Source organism: Mycolicibacterium sp. MU0050, from assembly GCF_963378085.1.
Lineage (GTDB): Bacteria > Actinomycetota > Actinomycetes > Mycobacteriales > Mycobacteriaceae > Mycobacterium > Mycobacterium wendilense.
In genome coordinates this window covers 5,173,528-5,195,667 of the sequence record NZ_OY726395.1, presented here as the reverse complement: position 1 = coordinate 5,195,667, position 22,140 = coordinate 5,173,528, and the positions used below count along the sequence as shown (strand labels likewise).

General features: G+C 70.1%; 19 protein-coding genes. 5 read left to right on the top strand and 14 right to left on the bottom strand.

Features of this window, described 5'->3' with window-relative positions:
* The first annotated feature begins 87 nt into the window (after positions 1-87).
* A complete protein-coding gene (locus R2K23_RS24680; protein WP_316513412.1) occupies positions 88-822 on the top strand; it encodes an acetyltransferase in 735 nt (244 codons plus the stop codon).
* Positions 823-882: 60 nt separating this feature from the next.
* On the opposite strand, the gene R2K23_RS24675 is transcribed toward R2K23_RS24680, so the two are convergent.
* From R2K23_RS24675 to R2K23_RS24640, 8 genes are all read right to left on the bottom strand, one after another.
* Positions 883-2,094, bottom strand: a complete 1,212-nt coding sequence (locus R2K23_RS24675) for an N-acetylmuramoyl-L-alanine amidase (RefSeq protein WP_316513410.1) — start codon at positions 2,092-2,094, stop codon at positions 883-885.
* 160 nt (positions 2,095-2,254) lie between these two features.
* Positions 2,255-2,593 (bottom strand): thioredoxin, encoded by a 339-nt coding sequence (gene trxA / locus R2K23_RS24670; RefSeq protein WP_316513408.1) that lies wholly within the window; start codon positions 2,591-2,593, stop codon positions 2,255-2,257.
* Positions 2,590-3,561, bottom strand: a complete 972-nt coding sequence (gene trxB / locus R2K23_RS24665) for a thioredoxin-disulfide reductase (protein ID WP_316513407.1) — start codon at positions 3,559-3,561, stop codon at positions 2,590-2,592. The genes trxA and trxB overlap by 4 nt, the downstream gene beginning before the upstream one ends.
* Positions 3,562-3,723: 162 nt before the next feature.
* Positions 3,724-4,251 (bottom strand): hypothetical protein, encoded by a 528-nt coding sequence (locus R2K23_RS24660; protein WP_316513406.1) that lies wholly within the window; start codon positions 4,249-4,251, stop codon positions 3,724-3,726.
* A 4-nt stretch (positions 4,252-4,255) separates the two neighbouring features.
* Complete coding sequence (gene sigM, locus R2K23_RS24655; RefSeq protein WP_316513404.1) at positions 4,256-4,840, bottom strand: RNA polymerase sigma factor SigM; 585 nt, start codon at positions 4,838-4,840, stop codon at positions 4,256-4,258.
* A gap of 75 nt (positions 4,841-4,915) precedes the next feature.
* Positions 4,916-8,428 carry a murein biosynthesis integral membrane protein MurJ gene (gene murJ / locus R2K23_RS24650; protein ID WP_396892728.1) on the bottom strand — a complete coding sequence of 1,171 codons (3,513 nt, stop codon included), beginning with the start codon at positions 8,426-8,428 and terminating at the stop codon, positions 4,916-4,918.
* On the bottom strand, positions 8,412-10,787 hold the full coding sequence (locus R2K23_RS24645; protein WP_316513402.1) for a hypothetical protein: 2,376 nt from the start codon (positions 10,785-10,787) through the stop codon (positions 8,412-8,414). Before R2K23_RS24645 ends, murJ begins: the two co-directional genes overlap by 17 nt.
* The gene (locus R2K23_RS24640; RefSeq protein ID WP_316513400.1) at positions 10,784-11,632 is read right to left on the bottom strand and encodes an NUDIX hydrolase; all 849 of its coding nucleotides are present in this window, start codon (positions 11,630-11,632) and stop codon (positions 10,784-10,786) included. Before R2K23_RS24640 ends, R2K23_RS24645 begins: the two co-directional genes overlap by 4 nt.
* Before the next feature lie 127 nt (positions 11,633-11,759).
* Here R2K23_RS24640 and R2K23_RS24635 point away from each other — a divergent pair, with 127 nt between their 5' ends.
* Positions 11,760-13,250 (top strand): CCA tRNA nucleotidyltransferase, encoded by a 1,491-nt coding sequence (locus tag R2K23_RS24635; RefSeq protein ID WP_316513398.1) that lies wholly within the window; start codon positions 11,760-11,762, stop codon positions 13,248-13,250.
* A gap of 7 nt (positions 13,251-13,257) precedes the next feature.
* A complete protein-coding gene (locus tag R2K23_RS24630) occupies positions 13,258-13,764 on the top strand; it encodes a pullulanase (protein ID WP_316513396.1) in 507 nt (168 codons plus the stop codon).
* A 61-nt stretch (positions 13,765-13,825) separates the two neighbouring features.
* Here the strand turns inward: R2K23_RS24630 and R2K23_RS24625 are convergent, their stop codons facing one another.
* Positions 13,826-14,599: a TIGR03084 family metal-binding protein gene (locus tag R2K23_RS24625; protein WP_316513393.1), complete on the bottom strand. Its 774-nt coding sequence runs from the start codon at positions 14,597-14,599 to the stop codon at positions 13,826-13,828.
* Positions 14,600-14,603: 4 nt separating this feature from the next.
* On the bottom strand, positions 14,604-15,881 hold the full coding sequence (locus tag R2K23_RS24620; RefSeq protein ID WP_316513391.1) for an MFS transporter: 1,278 nt from the start codon (positions 15,879-15,881) through the stop codon (positions 14,604-14,606).
* A 138-nt stretch (positions 15,882-16,019) separates the two neighbouring features.
* Here R2K23_RS24620 and R2K23_RS24615 point away from each other — a divergent pair, with 138 nt between their 5' ends.
* On the top strand, positions 16,020-16,625 hold the full coding sequence (locus tag R2K23_RS24615) for a YqgE/AlgH family protein (protein WP_316513389.1): 606 nt from the start codon (positions 16,020-16,022) through the stop codon (positions 16,623-16,625).
* Positions 16,626-16,703: 78 nt separating this feature from the next.
* Here R2K23_RS24615 and R2K23_RS24610 read toward each other — a convergent pair whose 3' ends face one another.
* Complete coding sequence (locus R2K23_RS24610) at positions 16,704-19,604, bottom strand: MMPL/RND family transporter (RefSeq protein WP_316513388.1); 2,901 nt, start codon at positions 19,602-19,604, stop codon at positions 16,704-16,706.
* Positions 19,601-20,029, bottom strand: a complete 429-nt coding sequence (locus R2K23_RS24605) for an MmpS family transport accessory protein (protein WP_316513386.1) — start codon at positions 20,027-20,029, stop codon at positions 19,601-19,603. Before R2K23_RS24605 ends, R2K23_RS24610 begins: the two co-directional genes overlap by 4 nt.
* Positions 20,030-20,278: 249 nt before the next feature.
* On the opposite strand from R2K23_RS24605, the gene R2K23_RS24600 reads away from it, so the two are divergent.
* Positions 20,279-20,839 carry a TetR/AcrR family transcriptional regulator gene (locus R2K23_RS24600; RefSeq protein ID WP_316513384.1) on the top strand — a complete coding sequence of 187 codons (561 nt, stop codon included), beginning with the start codon at positions 20,279-20,281 and terminating at the stop codon, positions 20,837-20,839.
* 11 nt (positions 20,840-20,850) lie between these two features.
* Here the strand turns inward: R2K23_RS24600 and purU are convergent, their stop codons facing one another.
* Together purU and R2K23_RS24590 are read right to left on the bottom strand one after the other, a co-directional pair.
* A complete protein-coding gene (gene purU, locus R2K23_RS24595) occupies positions 20,851-21,744 on the bottom strand; it encodes a formyltetrahydrofolate deformylase (RefSeq protein ID WP_316513383.1) in 894 nt (297 codons plus the stop codon).
* Between the two features lie 25 nt (positions 21,745-21,769).
* A complete protein-coding gene (locus R2K23_RS24590) occupies positions 21,770-22,123 on the bottom strand; it encodes a hypothetical protein (RefSeq protein WP_316513382.1) in 354 nt (117 codons plus the stop codon).
* Positions 22,124-22,140: the final 17 nt, after the last annotated feature.

Genomic DNA, 22,140 nt, shown 5'->3' with positions numbered 1-22,140 from the left:
CGGCGCTACTGGTGGGAAATCCGGTTCCTCTCCTATCCTGGAAGGGCTGCCGCGCACCGCGGCCTCGCAGAAAGGCCTGAAAACCTAGTGTCTGCTCGTATCTCGCCGCTTCGGCTCGAAGCTTTCGAGCAGTTGCCCAAGCACGCCCGACGGTGTGTGTTCTGGGAGGTCGATCCGGACATCGTGGGCCGCGAGGATCACCTCACCGATCCCGAGTTCGAGAAGGAAGCGTGGCTGTCGATGGTCATGCTCGAGTGGGGGTCGTGCGGTCAGGTGGCGTTGGCTGGCCCGCCCCGCGCGGGCACGGCGGAGGCCACCGACGACGAGGCCCCGTGCGCCGGGTACATCCTCTACGCGCCGCCGAATGCGGTGCCGCGGGCGCAGCGTATGCCCACCGGACCTGTCGGCGCCGATGCGGTCCTGTTGACCTCGATGGGGGTGGAGCAGGGCTGGGAGTCCGACGGGCTACCGCACACATTGATCGCGCAGGTTGTCGCGGAGCTCGTCCGACGCGGCGTGCGCGCACTGGAGGCGTTCGGCCGCACCGCCGAGGCCGACACGATCGATCCGGCCAGGACCGACCCGGAGACCAGGTCCGCGGTGGAGGCACTCGGCGAATGCTCGTTCGAGCATTGCATGATCGACGCGGAGTTTTTGCGCGAGGTCGGGTTTGTCGTGGTCTCGCCGCATCGCTACTTTCCGCGGTTGCGGCTGGAGCTCGACAAGGGGTTGGGCTGGAAGGCCGAGGTCGAAGCCGCACTGGAGCGGCTGTTGAATCCGGTGGAGCTGTCCCAGCCGGTGGGCGCGGCCAACGCCGGCTGACGGCTGACGGAAGCCGAAAGTCGTTCGCCCGGAGGAGAAACCAGGCAGACCGGGTCAGCTCTAGCGGCTGGCCTGCTCCACCGACAGTTCGTGGGCGAGCAGCTCGGCGAAGGTGAAAGTTCCTGTCGGACGGTCGTTCTTGCCCAACAGGTAGAGCCGCTTGACGGCGGCCAGGATGCCCTCGGCGATGGCGTCACGGGTCTGGGTCGAGACCAACATGGAACGGTCCCGGGGGTTGCTGATGTAGCCGATGTCCACCTGGACGCTGGGCATCCGGGTCAGCCGCAGCAGATCCCAGGTCCGACCGTGGGTACGGCAATCGCGTAACCCGGTGCGCGCCACCACCTCACGCTGAATGAAATCGGCGAGATTGCGGCCAATGGTCGACACCGAGCCGTGCGAGTTACCGAAGTGGAACGAGGCGACACCGTTGGCGGCCGGACTCGGCTGACGCGCGCATCGCAGACTGATCATCAGGTCGGCGCCCACTCCGTTGGCGGTGTCGGCACGCTGTGCGTCGGTGGGTCCGAAGTTGGCCGGCCGGGACAGGAACGTCTCCATGCCGATGGCGGTCATCCGGCCTTCGAGCCGACTGGCCAAGTCCCACAAGATGTCCGCTTCGCTGATCGGACCGTGCGGACCCTGGGCGATGACACCCGTGTCCTGGCCGCCCAGACCCGGATCGATGATGATCCGCTTGCCGGACAGCTTGGGACCGGAGCGGCGGACCAGCTCCTCTTCCCGGATCGCGTGCGGTGAGCCGCCCGTGACCCGCGATCCCAGAAAGTACAGGGAGCGCAACGTTTCCGGCCCGCATATCCCGTCGGCGGCCAGCCCGTACTCGCGCTGGTAGGACATCAAGGCGTTGTGCGTCTGCAATCCGAAGTGCCCGTCGACCAGGCCGGTGTAGAAACCGAGGTCCTGCAGCCGCGCCTGCAGCGTGGCGACGTCGTCGCCGTACATCGGGGCGCCGAACTGATGGTTGAGGGTGCGGGCCCCCAGCCGGTAGGAGGCTTCCTTGATGGCGCGGTAGGTGGCCTCGCCGACGATGCCGTCGACCAGTAGCGCGCGGTGCTGCTGGAAGGCGCGCACCGCCTCGTCGAGTTCCGCATCGAACAGATCGGCGGCCACGTGTCGGCCGGTGGTCAGATCCGAGTCCGGGTTGTCGACCAGACCCAGCGCGGCGAGAGCGGCGCGGATCTCGGTCACAGCGAGGCCGCGGTCTCCGAGACGGAGCACGTCTGGAGTGTCTCCGTGGCGGGGACTCGACATCGGTTAGGGCCCTTCGGTCACGGTGGTCGGCGTCCGCCAAGAACGTCGACCTTGGCAAGACAGACTGCCAATATTGTCGCAGACCTGTACCGGAATCGGGAAAACACCAGGCCAGTGCGCGAGCCTCACGCGTCGGTGAGGCCCGTGCGGCGGCGGATGCTCAGCTAACTACGTCGCCGAGTTCGCGCAGCAGCGCCGCCTTGCCCTTGGCGCCGACGATCCGCTTCACCGGCTCGCCGTCCTTGAACAGGATCATCGTCGGGATCGACACCACGGAGAACTGCTGGGCGGTGGTCGGGTTGGCGTCCACGTCGAGCTTGGCGACGGTCAGCTGCCCGGACTTCTCCGCGGCGATTTCCTCGAGCACCGGGGCGACCATCTTGCACGGTCCGCACCAGGTGGCCCAAAAGTCCACCAGGACAGGGGTATTGCTCTGCAGCACGTCGGCTGCGAACGAATCGTCGGTTACCTCGACGGTGGCCTGCGCCTCTGCGGTCATTGCTGAGCTCCAATCAGGTCGGTGTTCTCGTCGCTGGTCTCGGCGAGCCAGCGCTCGGCGTCGATGGCGGCTGAACAGCCGCTGCCCGCGGCGGTGATGGCCTGCCGGTAGGTGCGGTCCACCAGGTCACCCGAGGCAAACACGCCCTCCACCGAGGTCGCCGTCGTCCGGCCCTGGACCAGGACGTAGCCGTCGGCATCGAGATCGAGCGTGTCGCGGACCAACTCGGAGCGCGGATCGTGGCCGATCGCGACGAACACGCCGGTCACCGGCAGGGTCGACTCGGCGCCGGTGACGGTGTCGCGGACCCGCAGGCCCGTGACGGTGTCGCCGCCCTCCACGGACACCACCTGGGTGTTGGTCACGAACTTGATCTTCTCGTTGTTCTGGGCGCGCTCCAGCATGATCTTGGAGGCGCGGAACTCGTCGCGGCGGTGCACCAACGTGACGCTGCGGGCGAACTTGGTCAGGAAGGTGGCCTCCTCCATGGCGGAGTCACCGCCACCGATCACCGCGATGTCCTGGTCCTTGAAGAAGAAGCCGTCGCAGGTGGCGCATGAGCTCACGCCGCGGCCCAGCAACTCCTGCTCCCCGGGAACGCCGAGGTAGCGCGGGGCCGCGCCCATGGCCAGAATCACCGCGCGGGCATGGAAGGTCTCCCCGCCGGCGGTGGTGACGGTCTTGACGGGCCCGGTCAACGACACCGCCTCGACGTCCTCCATCTGCAGGTCGGCGCCGAACCGCAGCGCCTGCTCCCGCATCTGTTCCATCAGGTCGGGGCCCTGGATGCCGTCCTTGAAACCGGGGTAGTTCTCCACCTCGGTGGTGGTCATCAGGGCGCCGCCGAAAGCGCTGCCCTCGAACACCAGCGGCGCCAGCTGGGCGCGGGCGGTGTAGATCGCGGCGGTGTAACCGGCCGGGCCGGAACCGATGATGATGACCTCGTGGACGGTCGGACTGGCGCTCATGCGGGCCTTTCTGGGTTCTCGAGCGGGCGGCCTGGGGTTATCGGCCGAACAGGTGTAGTAACACCAGCGTAGGCGCGGGTGTTCCAGCGCCGTGGCCGGGCAGGCCGATCGTCGCACGCCCGCGGCGGCCGGGAGGCCCGCCGACCCCGAGAAATCGCCTCGTCACGGCGCCGCGGGTCGGGACACCGTGGTCTGGGCCAACAATCCGGTGTCGGCGGCGCTGCAGTTCGGCGCCACCACGACCACACTCAGGCCCGCGTCGTCGGCCCCCGGCACGATCAACAGGACCCCCGGCTGCCCCTCGACCTCGAGCGGACGAGCGGCCAGCACCCGGGTCGACGCCGGATAGCCGAGCCCGGTCAGGCAGGCGGCGCGGCGCCCGGGGGCCGTCAGCGCCCCATAGTCGGGGGGTCGGCGCAGCAGCGCCAGCAGCTCCGGTTCGGGTAGCGGCACGGTGGGGGTGACGGTGATGTGCTGCGCCGAACTCGGTGTGGACCGGACCGGACCGGGGGCGTGCACCAGCGCGAAGCTGCCCACCCCGACGGCCGCGACGACCGCGGCGCCGCCCAGCACGGCGGCGGTGCGCCGCGCGGTGCTCAGCGTGGGCCGCGCACGGTGATTCCCGCGACCGGACGCCATGCCTACGACGCGGTGGGCGGCGGCTTCGTCGTCGGGCGAGGGGGACGCCACCCGATCAGTGTCCGGCAGGCCCGTCGTCGGGCCGGCGGCGGGGTGCCAGCGTCCGCCGCAGTTGCGCGCGGGCGCGTGCTCGGCGGCTCTTCACCGTGCCCTCCGGCACCCCGAGCAGGCGCGCCGCCTCACCCACCGAATAACCGTGCATGTCCACCGCCAGCACGGCGGCACGCTGGGTGGGTGGCAGCCGCATCAGGGCGGCGCGGACCAGCAGGGCCGTCTCGATCTGGGCGGTGTGGTCCTCGACCGGGTGGGCGTCCTCGTCGAACCACTGTTCGCGGCGTGCGGCGTTCATCCGAAACCGGTCGATGCAGGCGTTGCCGACGATGCGGTACAGCCAGCTGCCGACGGCGGCGTGGTGGCGGAACCCGCCGGCGCGGCGGTGGGCATCGAGCATGGCGTCCTGCAGGGCGTCGGCGGCGTCCTCGGGGGTGTCGCTGCGGCGGGCCGCCAGCCGGGTCAGGCGGGGCCGGTGCCGGGCGAACAGTTCGGCGAATGCGTCGGCGTCGCCGGCGACGTGCGCGGTCAACAACTCCGCGTCGGAACGGGGTGCGGCGGCGGGAACGGGGGAGTCGGTGCTGACCATCCGCCGGACGGTAGGTCGCCCGGCCGGCCGCGGCACTTCACCGCGCGCCGCGGTTGTGGAGAACCGCTTGCCGGATCACTCCGCGGCGTGGACGGTGATCTCGGCGATGTCGGTGCGGCTCTCACCGTTGATGGTCCCGAGGGTCGAAATCCACACCAGCACATAAGATGTCGGCTCCGAGGCGTTGACCTCGATGGTGTTTTCGCCGCGCCGCATGGTGGCGGGCTCTGTCAAGGCGGTGGTGTCCTCGAGTGTGGACGGAGCGGCCGACGACGCCGAGCGGATCTGCACCTGGGTGCCGGTGCTGGCCAGGTCGACGGTCACCTCGCCCACCTTGGTCGGCTCGGGCAGCGCGAGCAGCAGGCCCACCCCGCTCTTGAAATCGGGGAACGGCACCGCATCCGAGTAGGTGTCGGTGGCCCACACGGTGTCGGGGTCGCCGTCGATGGCCAGCGGGGCCAGGCTCGGAGCGTCGGCGCCGCCGCCCGGTGAGAACACCGTCACGCCAGTGGGTTTGACCTCTGTCCCAGCGGGGGCGGGGGTGCTTTTCGACGTGGTCGGTGGATTCAGGCCGAGCTGGTCGCCGTCGAGGCCGCCGCCGACGTCGCCGAAGATGCGGCCCAGCACGGTGGCCAGGACGATCAGCGCCACCACGATGATGGCGCCGGCGATGCCCCCGCCGATCAGCAGGGCGCGGCGCCGGCGGGCGAGCGTCTCCTCGTCCGCCTCGGCGCCGCCCAGGCCGGAACGGTCCTGATCGACGGGTTCGATCAACTCGGTGCGGTCGGCGACCGCGGTGGTCTGCTGCAGCAGGTTCAACAGCGTTGGGGCGGTGCGGATCCCGCCGCCCTCCTGCACCGAACGTGCCGCGGCGGCGGAGATCTGGAACGGGATCGCCCGGTCGATCGAGCGGGTTTCCACCGGTTGGCCGGCGGCGTCCAGGTCGGCCGGGGCCAGCCCGCCGGGGGTCCCGGTTTCCGGTAGCGGCCAGCGGTTGACCAAGAGCGCGTAGAGCGCGGCGCCGGTGCCGCGGATGTCGTCTTCGGGCGTCGCGTCCGGGAAGGTGGCCGGGAACGCCAGGACCACGTCGCCGTCCACGCTGACCCGGATCCGGCTCGGGTGGTCCAGCGACAGCGCCACCCCGGCCTGATGCGCGGCTTCGGCTGCGGCGGCCAGGGATTGGACGGCCCGGGCGCCGCCGATCGGTGACGGTGAGGTGTCGGCCACTTCCTGCAGCGATCCGCCGCGGATCCACTCCGATACCACCAGGCCGCCGGCGCCGGTGTCGGCGACGTCGAGGATTCGGGCGATGCCCAGCGCCTCGACCCGGCTCAGTCGCATTGTCCGGGCGAGGATCTCCTGTACCTCGCCGGCGGGCAGCGCGCCCTCGGGGTCGACGAAGGTCAGCGCGACCTGACGGTCGAGCGCCGTGTCGAGCGCCTGCCAGAACTGCAGGTGCTCGGGGCCGCCGTGGAACACCAGCAGTCGGTAGCGGCCGTCGGCGACGCTGGCACCCGCGATCAGGTACACGTCGTCGTTGCCGCCGTCGACGGAGCGCTCGCTCGGCGGGTCGAACGCCACCGGCTCCCGGCTGGGGTCCCCGGCGACGTCTGCGCGAGGCCGCCGCGGCGGTTCGGCGTCGGCGGACTCGCCCTCGGCGGCATCGGTCAGCGGCTTTCTCGACTGCTCGTCGTCCACCACCGCTCCTCCTGTGCCGCCGACCCCGGCAACCTTTGCCGGGGTCCCCGGCCGGTCCGCGCCGTGGGACGACGGCGACGCCGACTGGGGCAAATTGCTCTGCTCAGCGTACTGGACCGGTTTGCCGGGCGGATCCGACTGAGCTGCACCGGATCCAGTTGCGGCTACCTTGTGACCAGGCCGTAGCCGGCGCAGCACCGCCGCCTTGGCGGCCTCGGCCTCGGGCACCCGCGCCAGCAGCAGGACCGCCACGACGATCGGCAACATCAGGACGCCGAGCACCAGCAGCCGCAACAGCGAACCCGCTCCGCCCCACGCCTCGGTCAGCGCGGACAGCCCCAGCAACGTGTCGGCGACGTAGCCCAGCAACCCCGACAGCAGCGACGCGGCGAGGGTCACCAGCAGGGTGCGGACCACGGGCAGCCCCAACAGCCGGCCCCCGGGCGGGCGCAGCGCGCGGCGCAGCAGCACGTAACCGGCGACCGCGCCGGCGGCGAAGCCGAGACCGTTGGCCAGGCCGAGGTATCCGGCCACCAGGTCCGGGTTGCTCGTCATGTGCGGCGCCAGCAGCGAGGCCACGATCTTGACGATGGTGATCACCACGATGATCGCGATCGGGATCCACGGCTGCTCGCGGGCGTAGAACACCCGCAGCTGCAACAGAACCAGCGCGTAGGGCACCAACGTGAAGGCGGACAAGGAGATCGAGATGCCCAGGTAGTTCGCATCCACCGAACCGAAGTTGCCGTAGGCGAACAGGGCGCTGCCCATCGCCGGTCCGCCGACCGTCATGAACGCCACGATGGGGATGAGGGTGATCATGGTCAGCCGGGTCGCCAGCGACAGGTCGGCGAGCACCGCGGGTCCGTCGTCGGCGGCCGCGTTGCGGCTCAGCCGCGGCATCACCACCGTCAGCACCGTCACGCCGATCATGCCGAACGGCAGCATCAGCACCAGCCAGGTGTAGTTGTAGATCGCGGGCCCGGAAGCCGCGGCGCCGCTGGCGATCTGGTTGCCGACGATCAGTCCGATCTGGCTGATGATCACGTAGAGCACCATGGCGGCGGCCATCGCACCGAATCGCTTCAGGCGCTCGTCGATCCCCCAAAGCGGCCGCAGGCTGATGCGCTCGCGGCGGATGGCGATCAGCAGCACGGCGGTCTGCGCCACCACGCCCAACGTGGTACCGATCCCCAACACCAACAGCTTCGCGTTGCCCATCTCGACCGGGTCCACCGAGAGTTCCCCCGGCACCACCAGATACAGCCCCAACGTGGCGATGGCCACCACGTTGTTGACCACCGGGGCCCACGCCGGAGCGCGGAATTCGTTGCGGTTGTTCAGGATCGCCATGAACACCGACGAGAGCCCGTAGAAGATCACCTGCGGTAGCAGCAGATAGGCGAAGGCCACGGTCAGCGGCTCGTTGACCTGCGGGTGGCTGCCCAGCATCAGCCGCACCAGCAGCGGCGCCCCGGCGACCGACAACACCGTGGTGACCAGCAGCAGCGTCGTCGCCAGGGTGACCAGCCGGCGCACGAACGCCGCGCCCCCGTCGGGGTCGTCGCGTTCGGCGCGGGCCAGCACGGGCACGAAGATCGCCGTGAACGTCGCCTCCAGCACCAGGGCCGCGACCAAGTTGGGCAGTTGATTGGCGATGGTGAACGAACTCGACAGCGCGGCGCCCAGAATGGCCGCCAGCAACACGATGCGGATGAAGCCGGTGATCCGGCTGACCAGGGTCGCGACGGCCATGCCCCAGGAGCGGGAGACGACGGCGGAGTCGCTCAGCTCCGGCCGGACCGGCCGTTTCGGTGGGCCGGTGACGGCCGGCGGCGGCGGCGCGATGCCGGGGGCGCTTCGGCGCCGGGCGTCATGGGGTGCGTTCATCGTGGAGGTTCTGCTCGGCGGGTTCCGACCGGGAGGATTCTGGCCGATCGAGGTCGGCGGGGTCGGGTTGACCCCGGAAACGGTGCCACAACCGCCGCGCGGTCAGGGTGATCAGGACCGCCGCCGCGGCCAGGGTGATGAAGAACAGCACCTTGCCGTAGGCGTTGGAGTGCACGGACAGCCGCACGGGCTCGCCCAGCGGCAGCCCGTCGGCGGTGCGCAACGCGACGTCGACGGCCACCCGCTGGCTGAAGTGCACCTCGACCGGGATGTGGATCGGTAGGAAGCCCGGCGGCAGCTCCTGCTCGCCGATGTCGGTGACCGTCATGCCCGGCGGCGCGTCGACCAGCAGGCGGACCCGGATCGGTACCGCCAGATCGTTGCGCAGCGCCAACGGCAGCGGGCTGCGTTCGGTGGCCAGGGTGTAGGAACCCCCGGGGTTGACGATCGTCACCGCGCCGAACAGATCGTCGATGGTCCCGCCGACCACGGCCAGCCGCTGGGCCGCCAGCTGGTTGCGCACCGCGGGGGGCTCCGCCTGGCTCAGCGCGCGGAGCATGTCCTCGCGCAGCGGCGCGGTGTACTGCACGCCGGTCAGGCCGGTCTGTTCGTTGGTGGTCAGTGCCGCGGTCAGGCCCCACAACCGGCCGACCTGCCCGGCGATGGTGTTGACCACGTCGTCGGCGAACCGGGTCTGCGCCCCGATGCTCGAGATCGCGTCCTCGTCGACGGGCGGCGGGGTCGCCGCCGCCTCCGCGATCACCGCGGGCAGCGGGGCCGCGGTGGCCAATCCGGAGCGGATGGTCGTCGCCAGCGTGGTCAGGATCGCCTGGGCGTCGTCGGGACCGAGATTCCACTTCAGCGGCGGCATCAGGATCTGGCGGCGCGGCTCGGTCTGCGGATCGAGACTGCGCCACAGCATGGCGCCGAGCGCGTCCTGGCGGCGGGCCACTTGGGCACCGTCGCGCTGCGGCACGGCCAACGAGTCGTCCAGATAGTTCGGTGCGACGGGAGCCTGGCCCGCGGCGGCCAGCGCGGCGCCGACCGCCGGGTCGAACGGCGCGGCGACCACCCGCTCGGACACCCGCCGCACCGCGAGGTCGGCGGGATCTCCGGCGGTGGCGTCGGCGGCCGCGATCGCCACGGTGTTGCCCTGGGCGCCCAACAGGTCCACCACGCGTCGGGTCAGCGGCCCGTCACCGACCAGGGTGGCGCCGCGCATCGACTGCACCCCGAGCAACTGGTCGACGAGGTCCGCGGCGACCACGGTGTCGAAGTGGTTGAGCCCGCGATCGTTGACCCGCTGCAACGCGTCCAGGTCGGCCTGCGCGTACGGGGTCGCGACCACGCACATCCGCGCGGCCAGGGCGCGCAGCCGCTCCAACCAGCCGACCGCCGCGGCCTGCCCGGTGCCCGGGTGGCTGGCGGCGCCCAGCCCGTCGGCGGCGTCGGCCACCACGTAGCCGCCGGTCATGGCGTTCACGGTGACCAGCAGGTCCGGGTCGACTGCCAGACATAACGCCCGGCCGACCTCCCCGCCCGGGTCCACCGGACCACTGGTGGCGAACTCGGCCGCGCCCAGCAGCGTGTCCAGGCGGCCGCCGGGGGCCAGCGAGGTCGCCAGCTCGTCGTCCATCAACCGCACCGGCGAGGTGCCGCCGGGCACCCCGGGGGCCAGGCGGGGACGGTCGGCCAGCGGCCAGAGCATGGTCATCGCCACCGGCTTACGGGTGTCCGGCGGGACGACACCCTCGAGGTCCAGCGCGCTGACGGTGGGGGCGTCGGCGTCGGCGGTCTCGCTGGGCACGCCGAGCACCGGTAACAGGAACCGGGCGTAGTCGAGCCGGGCCGGCGCGCCGTAGTCGGGCGTGCCGTTGACGTTGACCAGCAGCGGATAAACCCCGGGTTCGGTGACATTCAGCGCCGGCTCGCTGTCCGAGCGCAGCGGGTAGCTGAACCGGAAGGGGACCTCCTGGCCGCGGTCGAGTTTTTCGGCGAGGGTGACGAATTCGCCGACCGCCGCGAACTGCGCGGTGCCACCGGTCAGGCTGGTGCGCAACGCTTCGGCGGTGCCGACCGCCGGGGCGTGTTCGAGGCGGGCGATGACATCGCGGACGGTGCGGTCGCCGACGTTGGACACGGTGCCGGTGACGGTGACGGTGGGGCTGCTGGCGGTGGTGACCACGTTCGGGTCGACGCTGTCGAGGGTGATCACCACGAAGGCGTCGGCGCCGGAGTCGTCGTCGGGTGGTTCGGCGAAAGCCTGGGGGAGCGCGGCCGGCACGAGCAACATCGTCAGGATCGCCAGCAGGGTCGCGATGCGTGCCGCCGCGTGCCGCCGGCGCCGCGGCGGGGTCATGGCGACTTTCCGCAACCGTTCGTCCGACCCGGCGCGGATTCGTCAGTGCGGCGATCGATCTGGCGGTCGCCGCGCCGCTCGCCGCGGCGATCCGGGCGGGGGCCATCGCGGCGGTCACGGGTGCGGGAGTGGGCCTGCGGCCGCCGCCGCGGCGAACTCGGCGGCAGCGGCGGCAGCGCCTCGGGCCCGTGCGTCTGCAGGGTGTGGATCAGCTCGCCGGCGACCTCGGCGAGCCGGCGCTCGTCGGCGTAGGCGAGGCGGGTGGGCAGTTCGGACAGCGGCACCCAGGCCACCTCGCTGACCTCCACGTCCTCGTCGGACAGCTCACCGCCGGTGCAGCGCAGCAGGTAGTGGTGCACGGTCTTGTGGACCCGGCGACCCTCGGTGACGAACCAGTAGTCGATGCTGCCAAGCGCGGCCAGCACGGTGCCCTGGATACCGGTTTCCTCGGCCACCTCGCGGATCGCGGTCTGCTCGGCGGTCTCGCCCTGCTCGATGTGGCCCTTCGGCAGCGACCACAACATCCGGCCCCGGCGGTCGAGGCGGCCGATCAGGGCGGCGCTCTGTTCATCGCGCGGCCCGTCGATGCCGTCGATCACCAGGCCGCCGGCGGAGGTTTCGTGCACGGTGCGCAGGCGCGGCGGCCGGGCGCGGCGGTTCTTGCCGGGCGGCGCCGTGGGGCGCGCCGCCGCGACGACGTTGGGGGTGTTCACGGCCGTCTTGGGGGTGGCCTCGCGCGGACTGTCGGACTGTGCGTCGGCCGGCGCTTGAGCGGGTCCGGCGGCACGACGACCGCGACGCCGCCCCCGGCGCCGTCGCGGTTTGGCCTGTTCGCCTTCGGACACCCAAGCGATAGTAGCTGCCAGGGCGGCGGCCTCCGGCCGCCACTCGCCGCTGCTGCGATATCGAGACCGGCTCGTAGCGGAGGAGGTATTAGGCCGTGGTCGGTACGGCCCATTAGGCTCCTCGAACGTGTCCGAGCCCCGTCCACGCAGTGCCGCCGCCGCCCCTCCCGCCGAGGACGACGCCGCATTGCTGGCGCGCGCGGTGGTGGCGTTGCAGCGGCACGCGGAGCCGTTGCAACAACTCGGTGCGTTGTTCAGCGAGGCCGGCCAGGAGCTCTACCTGGTGGGCGGCAGTGTCCGCGACGCGCTGCTGGGCCGGCTGGGCACCGATCTGGATTTCACCACCGACGCCCGCCCCGACGCGGTGCAGCGCATCCTGCGCCCGTGGGCCGACGGCATGTGGGACACCGGCATCGAGTTCGGCACCGTGGGCGCGGCGCGCCAGGGTCACCGGGTGGAGATCACCACGTTCCGGGCCGACACCTACGACCAGGTGTCACGCAATCCGGAGGTGCGCTTCGGCGAGCGCCTCGACGACGACCTGGTCCGCCGCGACTTCACTGTCAACGCGATGGCCGTGCGGATCGACCCGGCCGCGCCCGGCGGGGTAGGGGAGTTCGTCGACCCGCTGGGCGGGTTGGCCGCGCTGCGCGCCCGGGTGCTCGACACCCCCGCGGCCCCCGAGGTGTCCTTCGGCGACGACCCGCTGCGCATGCTGCGCGCCGCCCGGTTCGTCTCGCAACTGGAGTTCACGGTGGCCCCGCGGGTGCGCGCCGCGATCGAGCGGATGGCGCCGGAACTGGGCCGCATCACCGCCGAGCGGATCGCCGCGGAACTCGACAAGTTGCTCCTGGGTGCCGACCCGGTGGCCGGCATCGACCTGATGGTCGAGTCCGGGATGGGCGAGCAGGTGCTGCCGGAGATCGGCGCCATGCGGATGGCCATCGACGAGCACCACCAGCACAAGGACGTCTACCAGCATTCGCTGACGGTGTTGCGCCAGGCCATCGATCTGGAGGACGGGGTGCCGGACCTGGTGCTGCGGTGGGCGGCGCTGCTGCACGACATCGGCAAGCCCGCGACCCGCCGCCATGAGCCGGGCGGCGGCGTCAGCTTCCACCACCACGAGGTGGTCGGGGCGAAGATGGCCCGCAAGCGCCTGCGGGCCCTGAAGTACTCCAAGCAGATGGTCGACGACGTGTCCCAGCTGGTGTATCTGCACCTGCGGTTCCACGGCTACGGCGACGGGCGCTGGACGGATTCGGCGGTCCGCCGCTACGTCACCGACGCCGGCCCGCTGCTGAACCAGCTGCATCGGCTGGTCCGGGCGGACTGCACCACCCGCAATAAGCGCCGCGCCGCCCGGCTGCAGGCCAACTACGACGACCTCGAGCAGCGCATCGCCGAACTCGCCGCCAAGGAGGACCTGCAGCGGGTCCGGCCCGACCTCGACGGCAACGAGATCATGCGGCTGCTGGACATCCCCGCCGGCCCGCAGGTCGGCCGCGCCTGGAACCACCTCAAGGAACTGCGGATGGAGCGCGGACCGCTCAGCCGCGAGGAGGCCGAGGCCGAATTGTTGAAATGGTGGAACGCCGAGGGCGGCTCAACCGTCTGATCCCGGTATGGATTACTGCTTGGGTGCCGGCGACGGCACCGCTTCGATGTGGACCGCCGCCCCGGACGTCGATATCGACGGCGACGGCGTCCTGGACGGGGTCGGGGTGGACCTGGACGACGACGGCCTGTCCGACGACGCCCTGGTCGACCTCGACGACGACGGCCTCGCCGACCACGCCGTCCTGGATTTCGCGGACCCCGCCGCCGCATGGTTCACCGACGACGGATCGGGCTCCTGGGCGCTGGCCGCCGCGGCGCCGGGAACGGGGTCCCCGCTGCGGTGGTACTCGCTGGACGGGGTGGAACATTCCGGCGGTCCGCTCGTGGATTTCGACGCCGACGGGGTGGCGCACGACCGGCTGCTCGACAGTGACGGGGACGGCCTGGCCGACCGGGTGATCGCCGAGGACAAGTCGGTGGGCTACGTCGATGTCGACGGTGACGGCCGGATGGACCTCAAGCTGGTGGACGCCGACGGCGACGGCGCCGCCGACGACGCCGCGGCCCTGTGAGCGCGCTCAGCGGCGCTCGCGGTGTTTGATTCGGCTCGGCTCCGCTTTCGCGCTGGCGCGCTCAGCGGCCCGAGCCGGGCGGGCCTGCGAACGCCTGCGCGATCGTCAACCAGTGCTGCGCGTCGGCGCCGTGGGCGACCACGTCGAGGTCGCGCAGCGCCCGGCGCTGGGTGACCAGGGCGCAGAAGTCGGCCGCCGAACCCGTGATGCGCTGGTCGGCGTCGGCCGGTCCCCACGTCCAGGTGCCGCCGTCGGGCGCGCGTAGTTCCACGTGAAACGGTGCACTGGGCGGCGTTTCGCCGTGCACGGTGTAGGCGAAGTCGCGGGTGCGCACGCCGATGTGCGCGATCGACTTGAGTCGCGCCGTGGGAGCGCGCTGCACCCCGAGCGCGTCGGCGACGTCCAGGCCGTGGGCCCAGGTCTCCATCAGCCGCGCGGTGGCCATCGAGGCGGCGCCCATCGGCGGGCCGAACCACAGCAGCTTGCGGCCGTCGGGCACCCCGCGCAGCGCCTCGTGCAGTGCCGCGCGGGTGGCGCGCCACTCGGTCAGCAGCGGCTGGGGTGCGTCGGCGGCGAGCTCGGCGGCGGCGGCGTCGACGAAGCCGGTGGGATCGGCCGCCGCGGTGGCCAGCACGTCGGCGAATCCGGGCTCGTCGGTCACCGAGATCAGCGCGACGCGGTCGGTCCACAGCAGGTGTGCGATCTGGTGCGCGACCGTCCACCCCGGCGCCGGGGTCGGCGCGCGCCACTGCTCGGCGGTCAGCGGCGCGACGAGGCCGTCGAGTTCGTCGCTCTCGGCCGCCAGGTCGTCCAGGATCGGTCCGGCTGCGCCCATGGTGTCACCGTAGACGTCCGACGGCCGCGTGCACGGCCAGCCCGCTCAGATACAGCAGCGCTCCGGCCACCGCCAGTACCGGCGCCTGCCCGTCGGCGGGGATGACGGCCGCCGCGGCGGTCACCGCGGCGATGAAAGAGACCCAGAACAGCGAGTCCTGCACGGCGAACACATGCCCGCGCAACGCGTCGTCGACGTCGAGTTGCATCGCGCTGTCCGCGCACAGCTTGACCACCTGTCCCAGGCCGCCGAGCACGAACCCGCACAGCACCAGCACCGGCAGGTGCAGCGTCGCGCCGGCCAGCTGCACCGCCGCCGCGGCCCCCAGCGCGCCGTTGGCGGTGGCGTAGCGGCCCCAGCGGCGCACCGCGGCCGGCGTCAGCACGGTCGCCAGGAAGGACCCGGTGCCGGTGGCGGCCACGAACAGCACGGCCGTGCCCAGGCCGGCGACGTCCACGGACGGCACGTCGGTGTGCCGGACGATGACGAGCACCAGCAGGGTGTTGATGCCGAAGGCCATCCGGTGTACGGCCAGACCGGCCAGGGTGGCGGTGACCGCCGGGACGGCCAGCACCGTGCGCGCCCCGTGCACCCAGCCGGTGGCCACGGCGTAGATCGCCGAGCCCCCGACGGCGCGGGCGGTGTCGTCGGGACCCAGCGACCGGGCGGGGAACCGCAGCGCCAGCACCAGGGCGATCGTCACGGGGATCGTGACCAGGAAGATGACGGCCGCGGCCCCGGCGTCGTCGGCGCCGATCAACCAGCGCGGCACCAGCATGAAGTTGGCGCCGGCGAACGCGGCGAGCGCGCCCGCGGCGATGGCCACCGAGTTCATCGACACCACCTGGTCGCGGGGCACGACGTGGGGCAGCGCGGCCGACAGCCCGGAGCCGACGAACCGGCTGCAGCCGTTGACCAGCAGCGCGCAGCACAGCACCGCGACGTCGCTGGAGTGGGTGGCCAGCAGCGCGCCGACGCCGACGATCAGCACCAGCCGGCCGGTGTTGGCGCCGACGAGGACCAACCGCCGATCCCAGCGATCCAGCAGCGCCCCGGCGAACGGGCCCAGCAGCGAATAGGGCAGGAACAGCACCGCGAACGCCCCGGCGATGGCCCACGGGTTGGCGGCGCGCTCGGGGTTGAACAGCAGCGCGCCGGCCAGCCCGGCGGAGAACAGGCCGTCGCCGAACTGGCTGGCGATCCGCAGTTCGAGGAGCCGCCGGAACAGCGGGAGGCCGCGCACGGACCGCAGGCCGGCCAGCGAGCGGCGCGGGTTGGTCACAGCGAGCACTCCCTTGCCGTGGTGACGCCGGCCGCGCGCACCGTCCACCGCGCGGTTCGGCGGAACCTCACCCTACAAATGTCGATGTGTCCGGCGCTTGATGTCCACACCGAAGGTGATGGGTGCCATGATGGATGGATGGCTCAGCCCGAAGACCCCGAGGACTTCGTCGCCCCCGCGGCGCAGCGGGTGCGCGCCGGGACGCTGCTGCTGGCCAACACCGACCTGTTGGAACCGACCTTCCGGCGCAGCGTCATCTACGTCGTGGAACACAACGACGGCGGCACGCTGGGGGTCATCCTGAACCGGCCCAGCGAGATGGCGGTTTACAACGTGCTGCCGCAATGGGCCAAGCTCACCGCCAAACCCAAGACCATGTTCGTGGGCGGGCCGGTGAAGCGCGATGCCGCCCTGTGCCTCGGGACGCTGCGGGTGGGTGTCGACGCCGACGGCGTGCCCGGGCTGCGGCACGTGTCGGGCCGCATCGTCATGGTGGACCTCGACGCCGATCCCGACGAGTTGGCCCCGGTGCTCGAGGGTGTGCGGATCTTCGCAGGGTACTCCGGGTGGACCATCGGTCAGCTCGAGGGCGAGATCGAGCGCGACGATTGGATTGTGTTGTCCGCGTTGCCCTCTGACGTGCTGGTGGAGCCGAAGGTTGACCTGTGGGCACGGATCCTGCGCCGTCAGCCGATGCCGTTGGCGATGCTGGCCACCCATCCGGTCGACACCAGTCGCAACTGAGCGTCGCCGCGAGCGCTCACCCGTGTCCGCAGAATCCGCGAAATCTGTACACCGGTGAGCGCTCGCGGTCAGACACACTTACAGGCTCTGCTGCGGATGCGCCTGTAGTCCCGCGGGCCAGGCCTGCGGCCTCGGGCGCTGCCGCACCCGCTGCGGCCACCAGAACCAGCGACCGATCAACGCGGCGATCGACGGCGTCATGAACGCGCGAATCACGAAGGTGTCGAACAACAGTCCCAGGCCGATGGTGGTGCCGACCTGACCCATGACGGTCAGATCGCTGACCACCATGACCATCATCGTGAACGCGAACACCATGCCGGCGGCCGTCACCGTGGAACCGCTGCCGCGCATGGCGCGGATGATCCCGGTGTTCAGGCCCGCATGGATTTCCTCTCGCATCCGGGACACCACCAGCAGGTTGTAGTCGGCACCCACGGCCAGCAGGATGATGACCGCCATCGGCATGACCATCCAGTGCAGTTCGATGCCCAGCAGGTGTTGCCACAGCAGCACTGACATCCCGAACGAGGCGCCGAGGGACAGCACGACGGTGCCCACGATCACCGCGGCGGCGATGACGGCCCGGGTGAGGATCAGCATGATGATGAAGATCAGTGCTATCGCGGCGATGCCGGCGATGAGAAGGTCGTAGGTGGTGCCGTCGGCCATGTCCTTGAACGTGGACGCGGTGCCGCCGAGATAGATCGTCGAGCCTTCCAGCGGCGTGCCCTTGATGGCCTCCTTGGCCGCGGTCTTGATGGGTTCGATCTTCCCGATGCCGTCCGAGGTCATCGGGTCGCCCTCGTGGTTGATGATGAACCGCACCGCGTGCCCGTCCGGCGACAGGAACTGCTCCAATCCCCTTGCGAAGTCGGGGTTGTCGAACGCTTCGGACGGCAGGAAGAACGAGTCGTCGTTCATGGCCGCGTTGAAGGCCTCGCCCATCTCGGTGGAGTTCTCCTGCATGATGCGCTGCTGCTCCTGCATACCCGCCTGGGTCTGCTGCATGGTCAGCATCATCTCCCGCATGCGTTTCATGGTGTCGGTCATCTCGGGCATGATCGCGACCATCTGCGGCATCAGTTCGTTGAGGCGCCGCATCTGCGGCATCATTTCCTCGAGACCCGCTGTCATCACGTCGATTCCGTCGATGACATCGAAGATCGAGCGCAGCGCCCAGCACACCGGGATGTTGTAGCAGTGCGGTTCCCAGTAGAAGTAGTTGCGCATGGGGCGGAAGAAGTCGTCGAAGTTGGCGATGCTGTCGCGCATCTCCTGGACGTCGAGAACCATCCCCTCCATGTTGTTCACCATCTTGTTGGTGGTCTCGGCCATCTCGACGGTGATGGTCTGCATCTTCTCCATGTTGTCGATGGTCTTCCGCATGTCCTCGGCCTGCAGCAGCATGTCCGCGGTGCGGTCCTCGTTGTACTTGTCGTTGAGGCGTTGGATGTTGCTCTGCTGGCTGATGATGAACGGAATGGAGGTGTTCTCCAACGGTGTGCCGTCGGGACGGGTGATGGTCTGCACCCGCCCGATGCCCTCGACCTTGAAGATCGCCTTGGCGATCTTCTCGATCACCAGGAAGTCCGCCGGGTTACGGAGGTCCCGATCGGACTCCACCATCAGGATTTCCGGATTCAGGCGCGCCGGGGAGAAGTGCCGCTCCGCCGCGGCATACCCGAGGTTGGAGCCCATGTCGTCGGGCAGATAGTTGCGCTCGTTGTAACTGGTCTGGTAGCCCGTGAGCGCCAGCAACCCGACCATCGACACCGCCACCGAGGCGATCAGGATCGGTCCCGGCCAGCGCACGACGGAGGTGCCGATCCGGCCCCAGAGCCGTTCTCCGGACTTGCCTTTGGGCTCGAGCAGCCCGAAGCGACTCGCGACGGTGATCATGGCCGGGCCGAAAGTCATTGCGGTGATGATCAATACGATCATGCCGATCGCCAGCGGCACACCGAGCGTCTGGAAGTAGGGCAGCCGGGTGAAGCTCAGGCAGAACGTCGCGCCGGCGATCGTCAGCCCGGAACCGACGATCACGTGGGCCGTGCCGCCGAACATGGTGTAGTAGGCCGATTCGACATCTTCGCCGTCCCGGCGGGCTTCCTGGTAGCGGCCGATCAGGAAGATGGCGTAATCGACGGCAATCGCGATGGCCAGGGTGACCAGCAGGCCGGTGGCGAACGTCGAGAGACCGATTACGTCGTGGTAGCCGAGGAAGGCCACGACACCGCGCACGGTCAGCAGGCTGACGATCACCATCACCAGCATCAGCAGCGAGGTCACGATGGAGCGGAAGATGATCAAAAGCATGGTGATGATCACCGCGAAGGTGATCATCTCCACCAACCGCATGCTGGTGTGGCTGGCCTCCTGCTGTTCGGCCGACATGGCCGAGGCGCCGGTGACGAAAACGTCGACCCCCGCCGGCGGGGGCGTATCGGCGATCAAGTCCTGGACGGCGAAAACCGAGTCGTTGGCCCGGCTTTCGCCCTGGTTGCCGACGAGGTTCACCTGGATGTAGACGGCCTTACCGTCGCCGCTCTGGACGCCTGAGGCGGTGAGCGGATCGCTCCACAGGTCCTGCACGTGCTCGACGTGTTTCGTGTCGGCCTCGAGCTTGGCGAGCAGCTCGGCGTAGAACGCGCGGGCATCGTCGCCGAGCGGCTCCTGGCCCTCCATCACGATCATCATCGAGCTGTTGGATTCGTACTCTTGGAAGATCTCGCCGACGCGCTGCGTGGCGATCACCGCGGGGGCCTCCGACGGGCTCATGGAGACCGAGCGCATCTCTCCGACCGCCTCCAACTGGGGGACGGAGACGTTGACGAACGCGGCGATGGCGATCCAGATCAGGATCAGCGGGATCGCCATGATGCGGATCGTGCGGCCGATCCGGCCGAAGTGCGCCTGCCGGTAGACGGGCACCGGGATCGGGTCGGTGGGCGGCACCTGGTCCACGGGCGCGCTCATGCGGACTTCACGATGCAGAAGGTCTGGACGTTGGTGCCGGTGACGATCCGCTCGTCGCGCACCTCACCGTCGACGATCACGCGGCAACCCAGCCGGGTCGTCCGCCCCTGGGCGACGAGGTGTGCGGCGACCGAGGGTTCGGTGGTCTCCAGCGTGAGCGACCACGGCAGCGTCGCCCCGTCGATCCGCTGTGGCTGAGATTCGAGGTCGACGTAGTTCACGTCCACGGACGCCCCTTCCGGGCCAAATAGCTCGTAGGTCAACACTTTTGGGTTGAAAGGATCGGGATCGTTCGCAAAGTTCACCGGTGTCACCAGCGCCGGCTCGGACGCGAAGATGCCGCGGAGCCGGTCTACGGAGAAGCCGACCACCAGCAGCACGGCGATGATCAGCAACGGAAGCCACGCTTTGCGTATCCGCTTCATCGAGACTCCTTAGACGGGTTGAAGCTGAGGCGCACCTCGGGCGACGCGAAGCGTGAGGCGTCAGCACGCTTGGCACAAGCTATCTAGCCGCCCCGCCGCCAAGCAAGTCGAACGGCTAAGTAGAACCGGCCTAGTGACTGGAATCACCTAGACAAACGGATGTGACGAGTTGGCCGTTGGTGGTCGCGCGGGATTCGAATTGGCTAATGTTCCGGTGGGTCGGAGAACTCAGGGGGACAGGAGTAGCGCATGGCGAGGTCGGTCCTGGGCCGGGGCACCGCGCGCGAGCGCGTGCTCGAGGCCGCCATGGCGTTGTTCGGTGAGCACGGCGTCAACGGCACGTCGTTGCAGATGATCGCCGCGCGCCTCGGGGTCGGTAAGGCCGCTGTCTACTACCAGTTCCGGTCCAAGGAAGACCTGGTTCTCGCGGTCGTCGAACCCATCTACGACGACATGGCCCGGTTGGTGACCATCGCCGAGGCCCTGTCCACCGCGGAGGCTCGCCGCGACGTGGTCGTCAGCGGCCTGATCGAGATGTGCGTGCGGCACCGGCGTCTGGCCGCCGTGCTCTACGGCGACCCGGCCGTCGACAGCCTGGTCCAATCACGCCCGGAGTTGGCGGCGACGGTCGAGCAGTTCACGGCGCTGGTCACCGGCGGCAACCTCGACACCCACGGCCGGGTGATCCTGGCGATGATCGTCAACGGCATCTACACGGCCGCCATCGATCCCAACCTTGCCGACATCAGCGACGCCGACCTGCTGCAGTCACTGCAGGCGGGCACCCGGCACCTGATCAAGATGCTCTGAAGCGCCGGCCTTTAGAGGACGATCGTCTGGTTCCCGTGCTGGACAATGCGGTCCTCGCAGTGCCACAGCACCGCCCGGGAGAGCACCACGCGTTCCACGTCCGCGCCGAGCCGTCGCAGGTCGTCGACAGTGTGGCGGTGATCCACCCGCACCACGTCCTGCTCGATGATCGGGCCCTCGTCGAGTTCCTCGGTGACGTAATGCGCGGTGGCGCCGACCAGCTTGACGCCGCGCTCCCGGGCCTTGCGGTAGGGCGCCTCGCCGACGAAGGCCGGCAGGAACGAGTGATGGATGTTGATCAGCGGGCAACCGACCTCGGTGAGGAACCGGCCCGACAAAATCTGCATGTACCGGGCCAGCACCACCAGGTCGACGTTGCCGCGCAGCAGGTCCAGCTGGCGCGACTCCGCTTCGGCCCGAATGTCCTTGTGCGCGGGCACATGCAAAAACGGCACCCCGAACGGCCGGACCTGATCGGCCAGGTCGGGGTGGTTGGAGATCACCATCGCCACCGACATGTCCAGCTCGCCGCGACGGTTGCGCCACAACAGATCCAGCAGGCAGTGGTCCTCACGCGAGGCCATGATGGCGACGCGCTTGGGTTTGGCGGCCTCGGTGAGCCGGAACTCCATCCCGAACGGTTCGGCCACCTGCGCGGCGAAGTCGCGTTCCAGCGCGTCGCGGGCGGCGGACAGCCCGGCCATGTGAAAGATGGTGCGCTGCATGAACGTGCCGCCGGTTTGCGTGGTCGAATGCTGGTCCAGCGAGATGATGTTGGCCCCGGCGTCGGACAGGAACGCGCTGATGGCAGCCACCAGGCCGGGCCGGTCGGCGCAGCGCAGCAGCAACCGGCCGATGTCCTTGGCCGGCAGCGTGGTCGCCGAGGGAAAGTTTTCGGTGCTCATTGTTCGGTACTCATCGCCGGGCCGCTCAGTGGCACGACAGCGTGCAGGCCGCGCAGCTGCCCGCGCACGCATCGGATTCCGGGGTGGCCGCGGCGGCCTGCGCGACCATGTAGCGGGCGCCCCGCCACGAACCGGCGGCCACCGTGCCGACGGCGCCGAGCACGCAGACGACCAGGACCACGGTGGTGGCCGGTCCGCTGCCGGCCAACGCGACCGCTGCACCGGCGGCCAGCATCGCCGCGGCGGCCAGCTGGGTGGGCGCCACGGCGCGTCGAACCTGCTGCGACAGGTCGTCGGCGGGGGGTCGGGTCAGCGTCCACAATCCGAATCCCGCCGAGGCAATGGCCGCGCACAGGCACAGCACTCCGGCGATCAACATAGGGGCCACCTTAACGA

Excerpts from the sequence above, each read along its gene's own strand:
- R2K23_RS24675 (WP_316513410.1), bottom strand. The coding sequence starts at position 2,094 with ATGTCGAGTCCCCGCCACGGAGACACTCCAGACGTGCTCCGTCTCGGA.
- trxA (WP_316513408.1), bottom strand. The coding sequence starts at position 2,593 with ATGACCGCAGAGGCGCAGGCCACCGTCGAGGTAACCGACGATTCGTTC.
- trxB (WP_316513407.1), bottom strand. The coding sequence starts at position 3,561 with ATGAGCGCCAGTCCGACCGTCCACGAGGTCATCATCATCGGTTCCGGC.
- sigM (WP_316513404.1), bottom strand. The coding sequence starts at position 4,840 with ATGGTCAGCACCGACTCCCCCGTTCCCGCCGCCGCACCCCGTTCCGAC.
- murJ (WP_396892728.1), bottom strand. The coding sequence starts at position 8,428 with ATGAACGCACCCCATGACGCCCGGCGCCGAAGCGCCCCCGGCATCGCG.
- R2K23_RS24645 (WP_316513402.1), bottom strand. The coding sequence starts at position 10,787 with ATGACCCCGCCGCGGCGCCGGCGGCACGCGGCGGCACGCATCGCGACC.
- R2K23_RS24630 (WP_316513396.1), top strand. The coding sequence starts at position 13,258 with ATGGATTACTGCTTGGGTGCCGGCGACGGCACCGCTTCGATGTGGACC.
- R2K23_RS24625 (WP_316513393.1), bottom strand. The coding sequence starts at position 14,599 with ATGGGCGCAGCCGGACCGATCCTGGACGACCTGGCGGCCGAGAGCGAC.
- R2K23_RS24615 (WP_316513389.1), top strand. The coding sequence starts at position 16,020 with ATGGCTCAGCCCGAAGACCCCGAGGACTTCGTCGCCCCCGCGGCGCAG.
- R2K23_RS24610 (WP_316513388.1), bottom strand. The coding sequence starts at position 19,604 with ATGAGCGCGCCCGTGGACCAGGTGCCGCCCACCGACCCGATCCCGGTG.
- R2K23_RS24605 (WP_316513386.1), bottom strand. The coding sequence starts at position 20,029 with ATGAAGCGGATACGCAAAGCGTGGCTTCCGTTGCTGATCATCGCCGTG.
- R2K23_RS24600 (WP_316513384.1), top strand. The coding sequence starts at position 20,279 with ATGGCGAGGTCGGTCCTGGGCCGGGGCACCGCGCGCGAGCGCGTGCTC.
- purU (WP_316513383.1), bottom strand. The coding sequence starts at position 21,744 with ATGAGCACCGAAAACTTTCCCTCGGCGACCACGCTGCCGGCCAAGGAC.
- R2K23_RS24590 (WP_316513382.1), bottom strand. The coding sequence starts at position 22,123 with ATGTTGATCGCCGGAGTGCTGTGCCTGTGCGCGGCCATTGCCTCGGCG.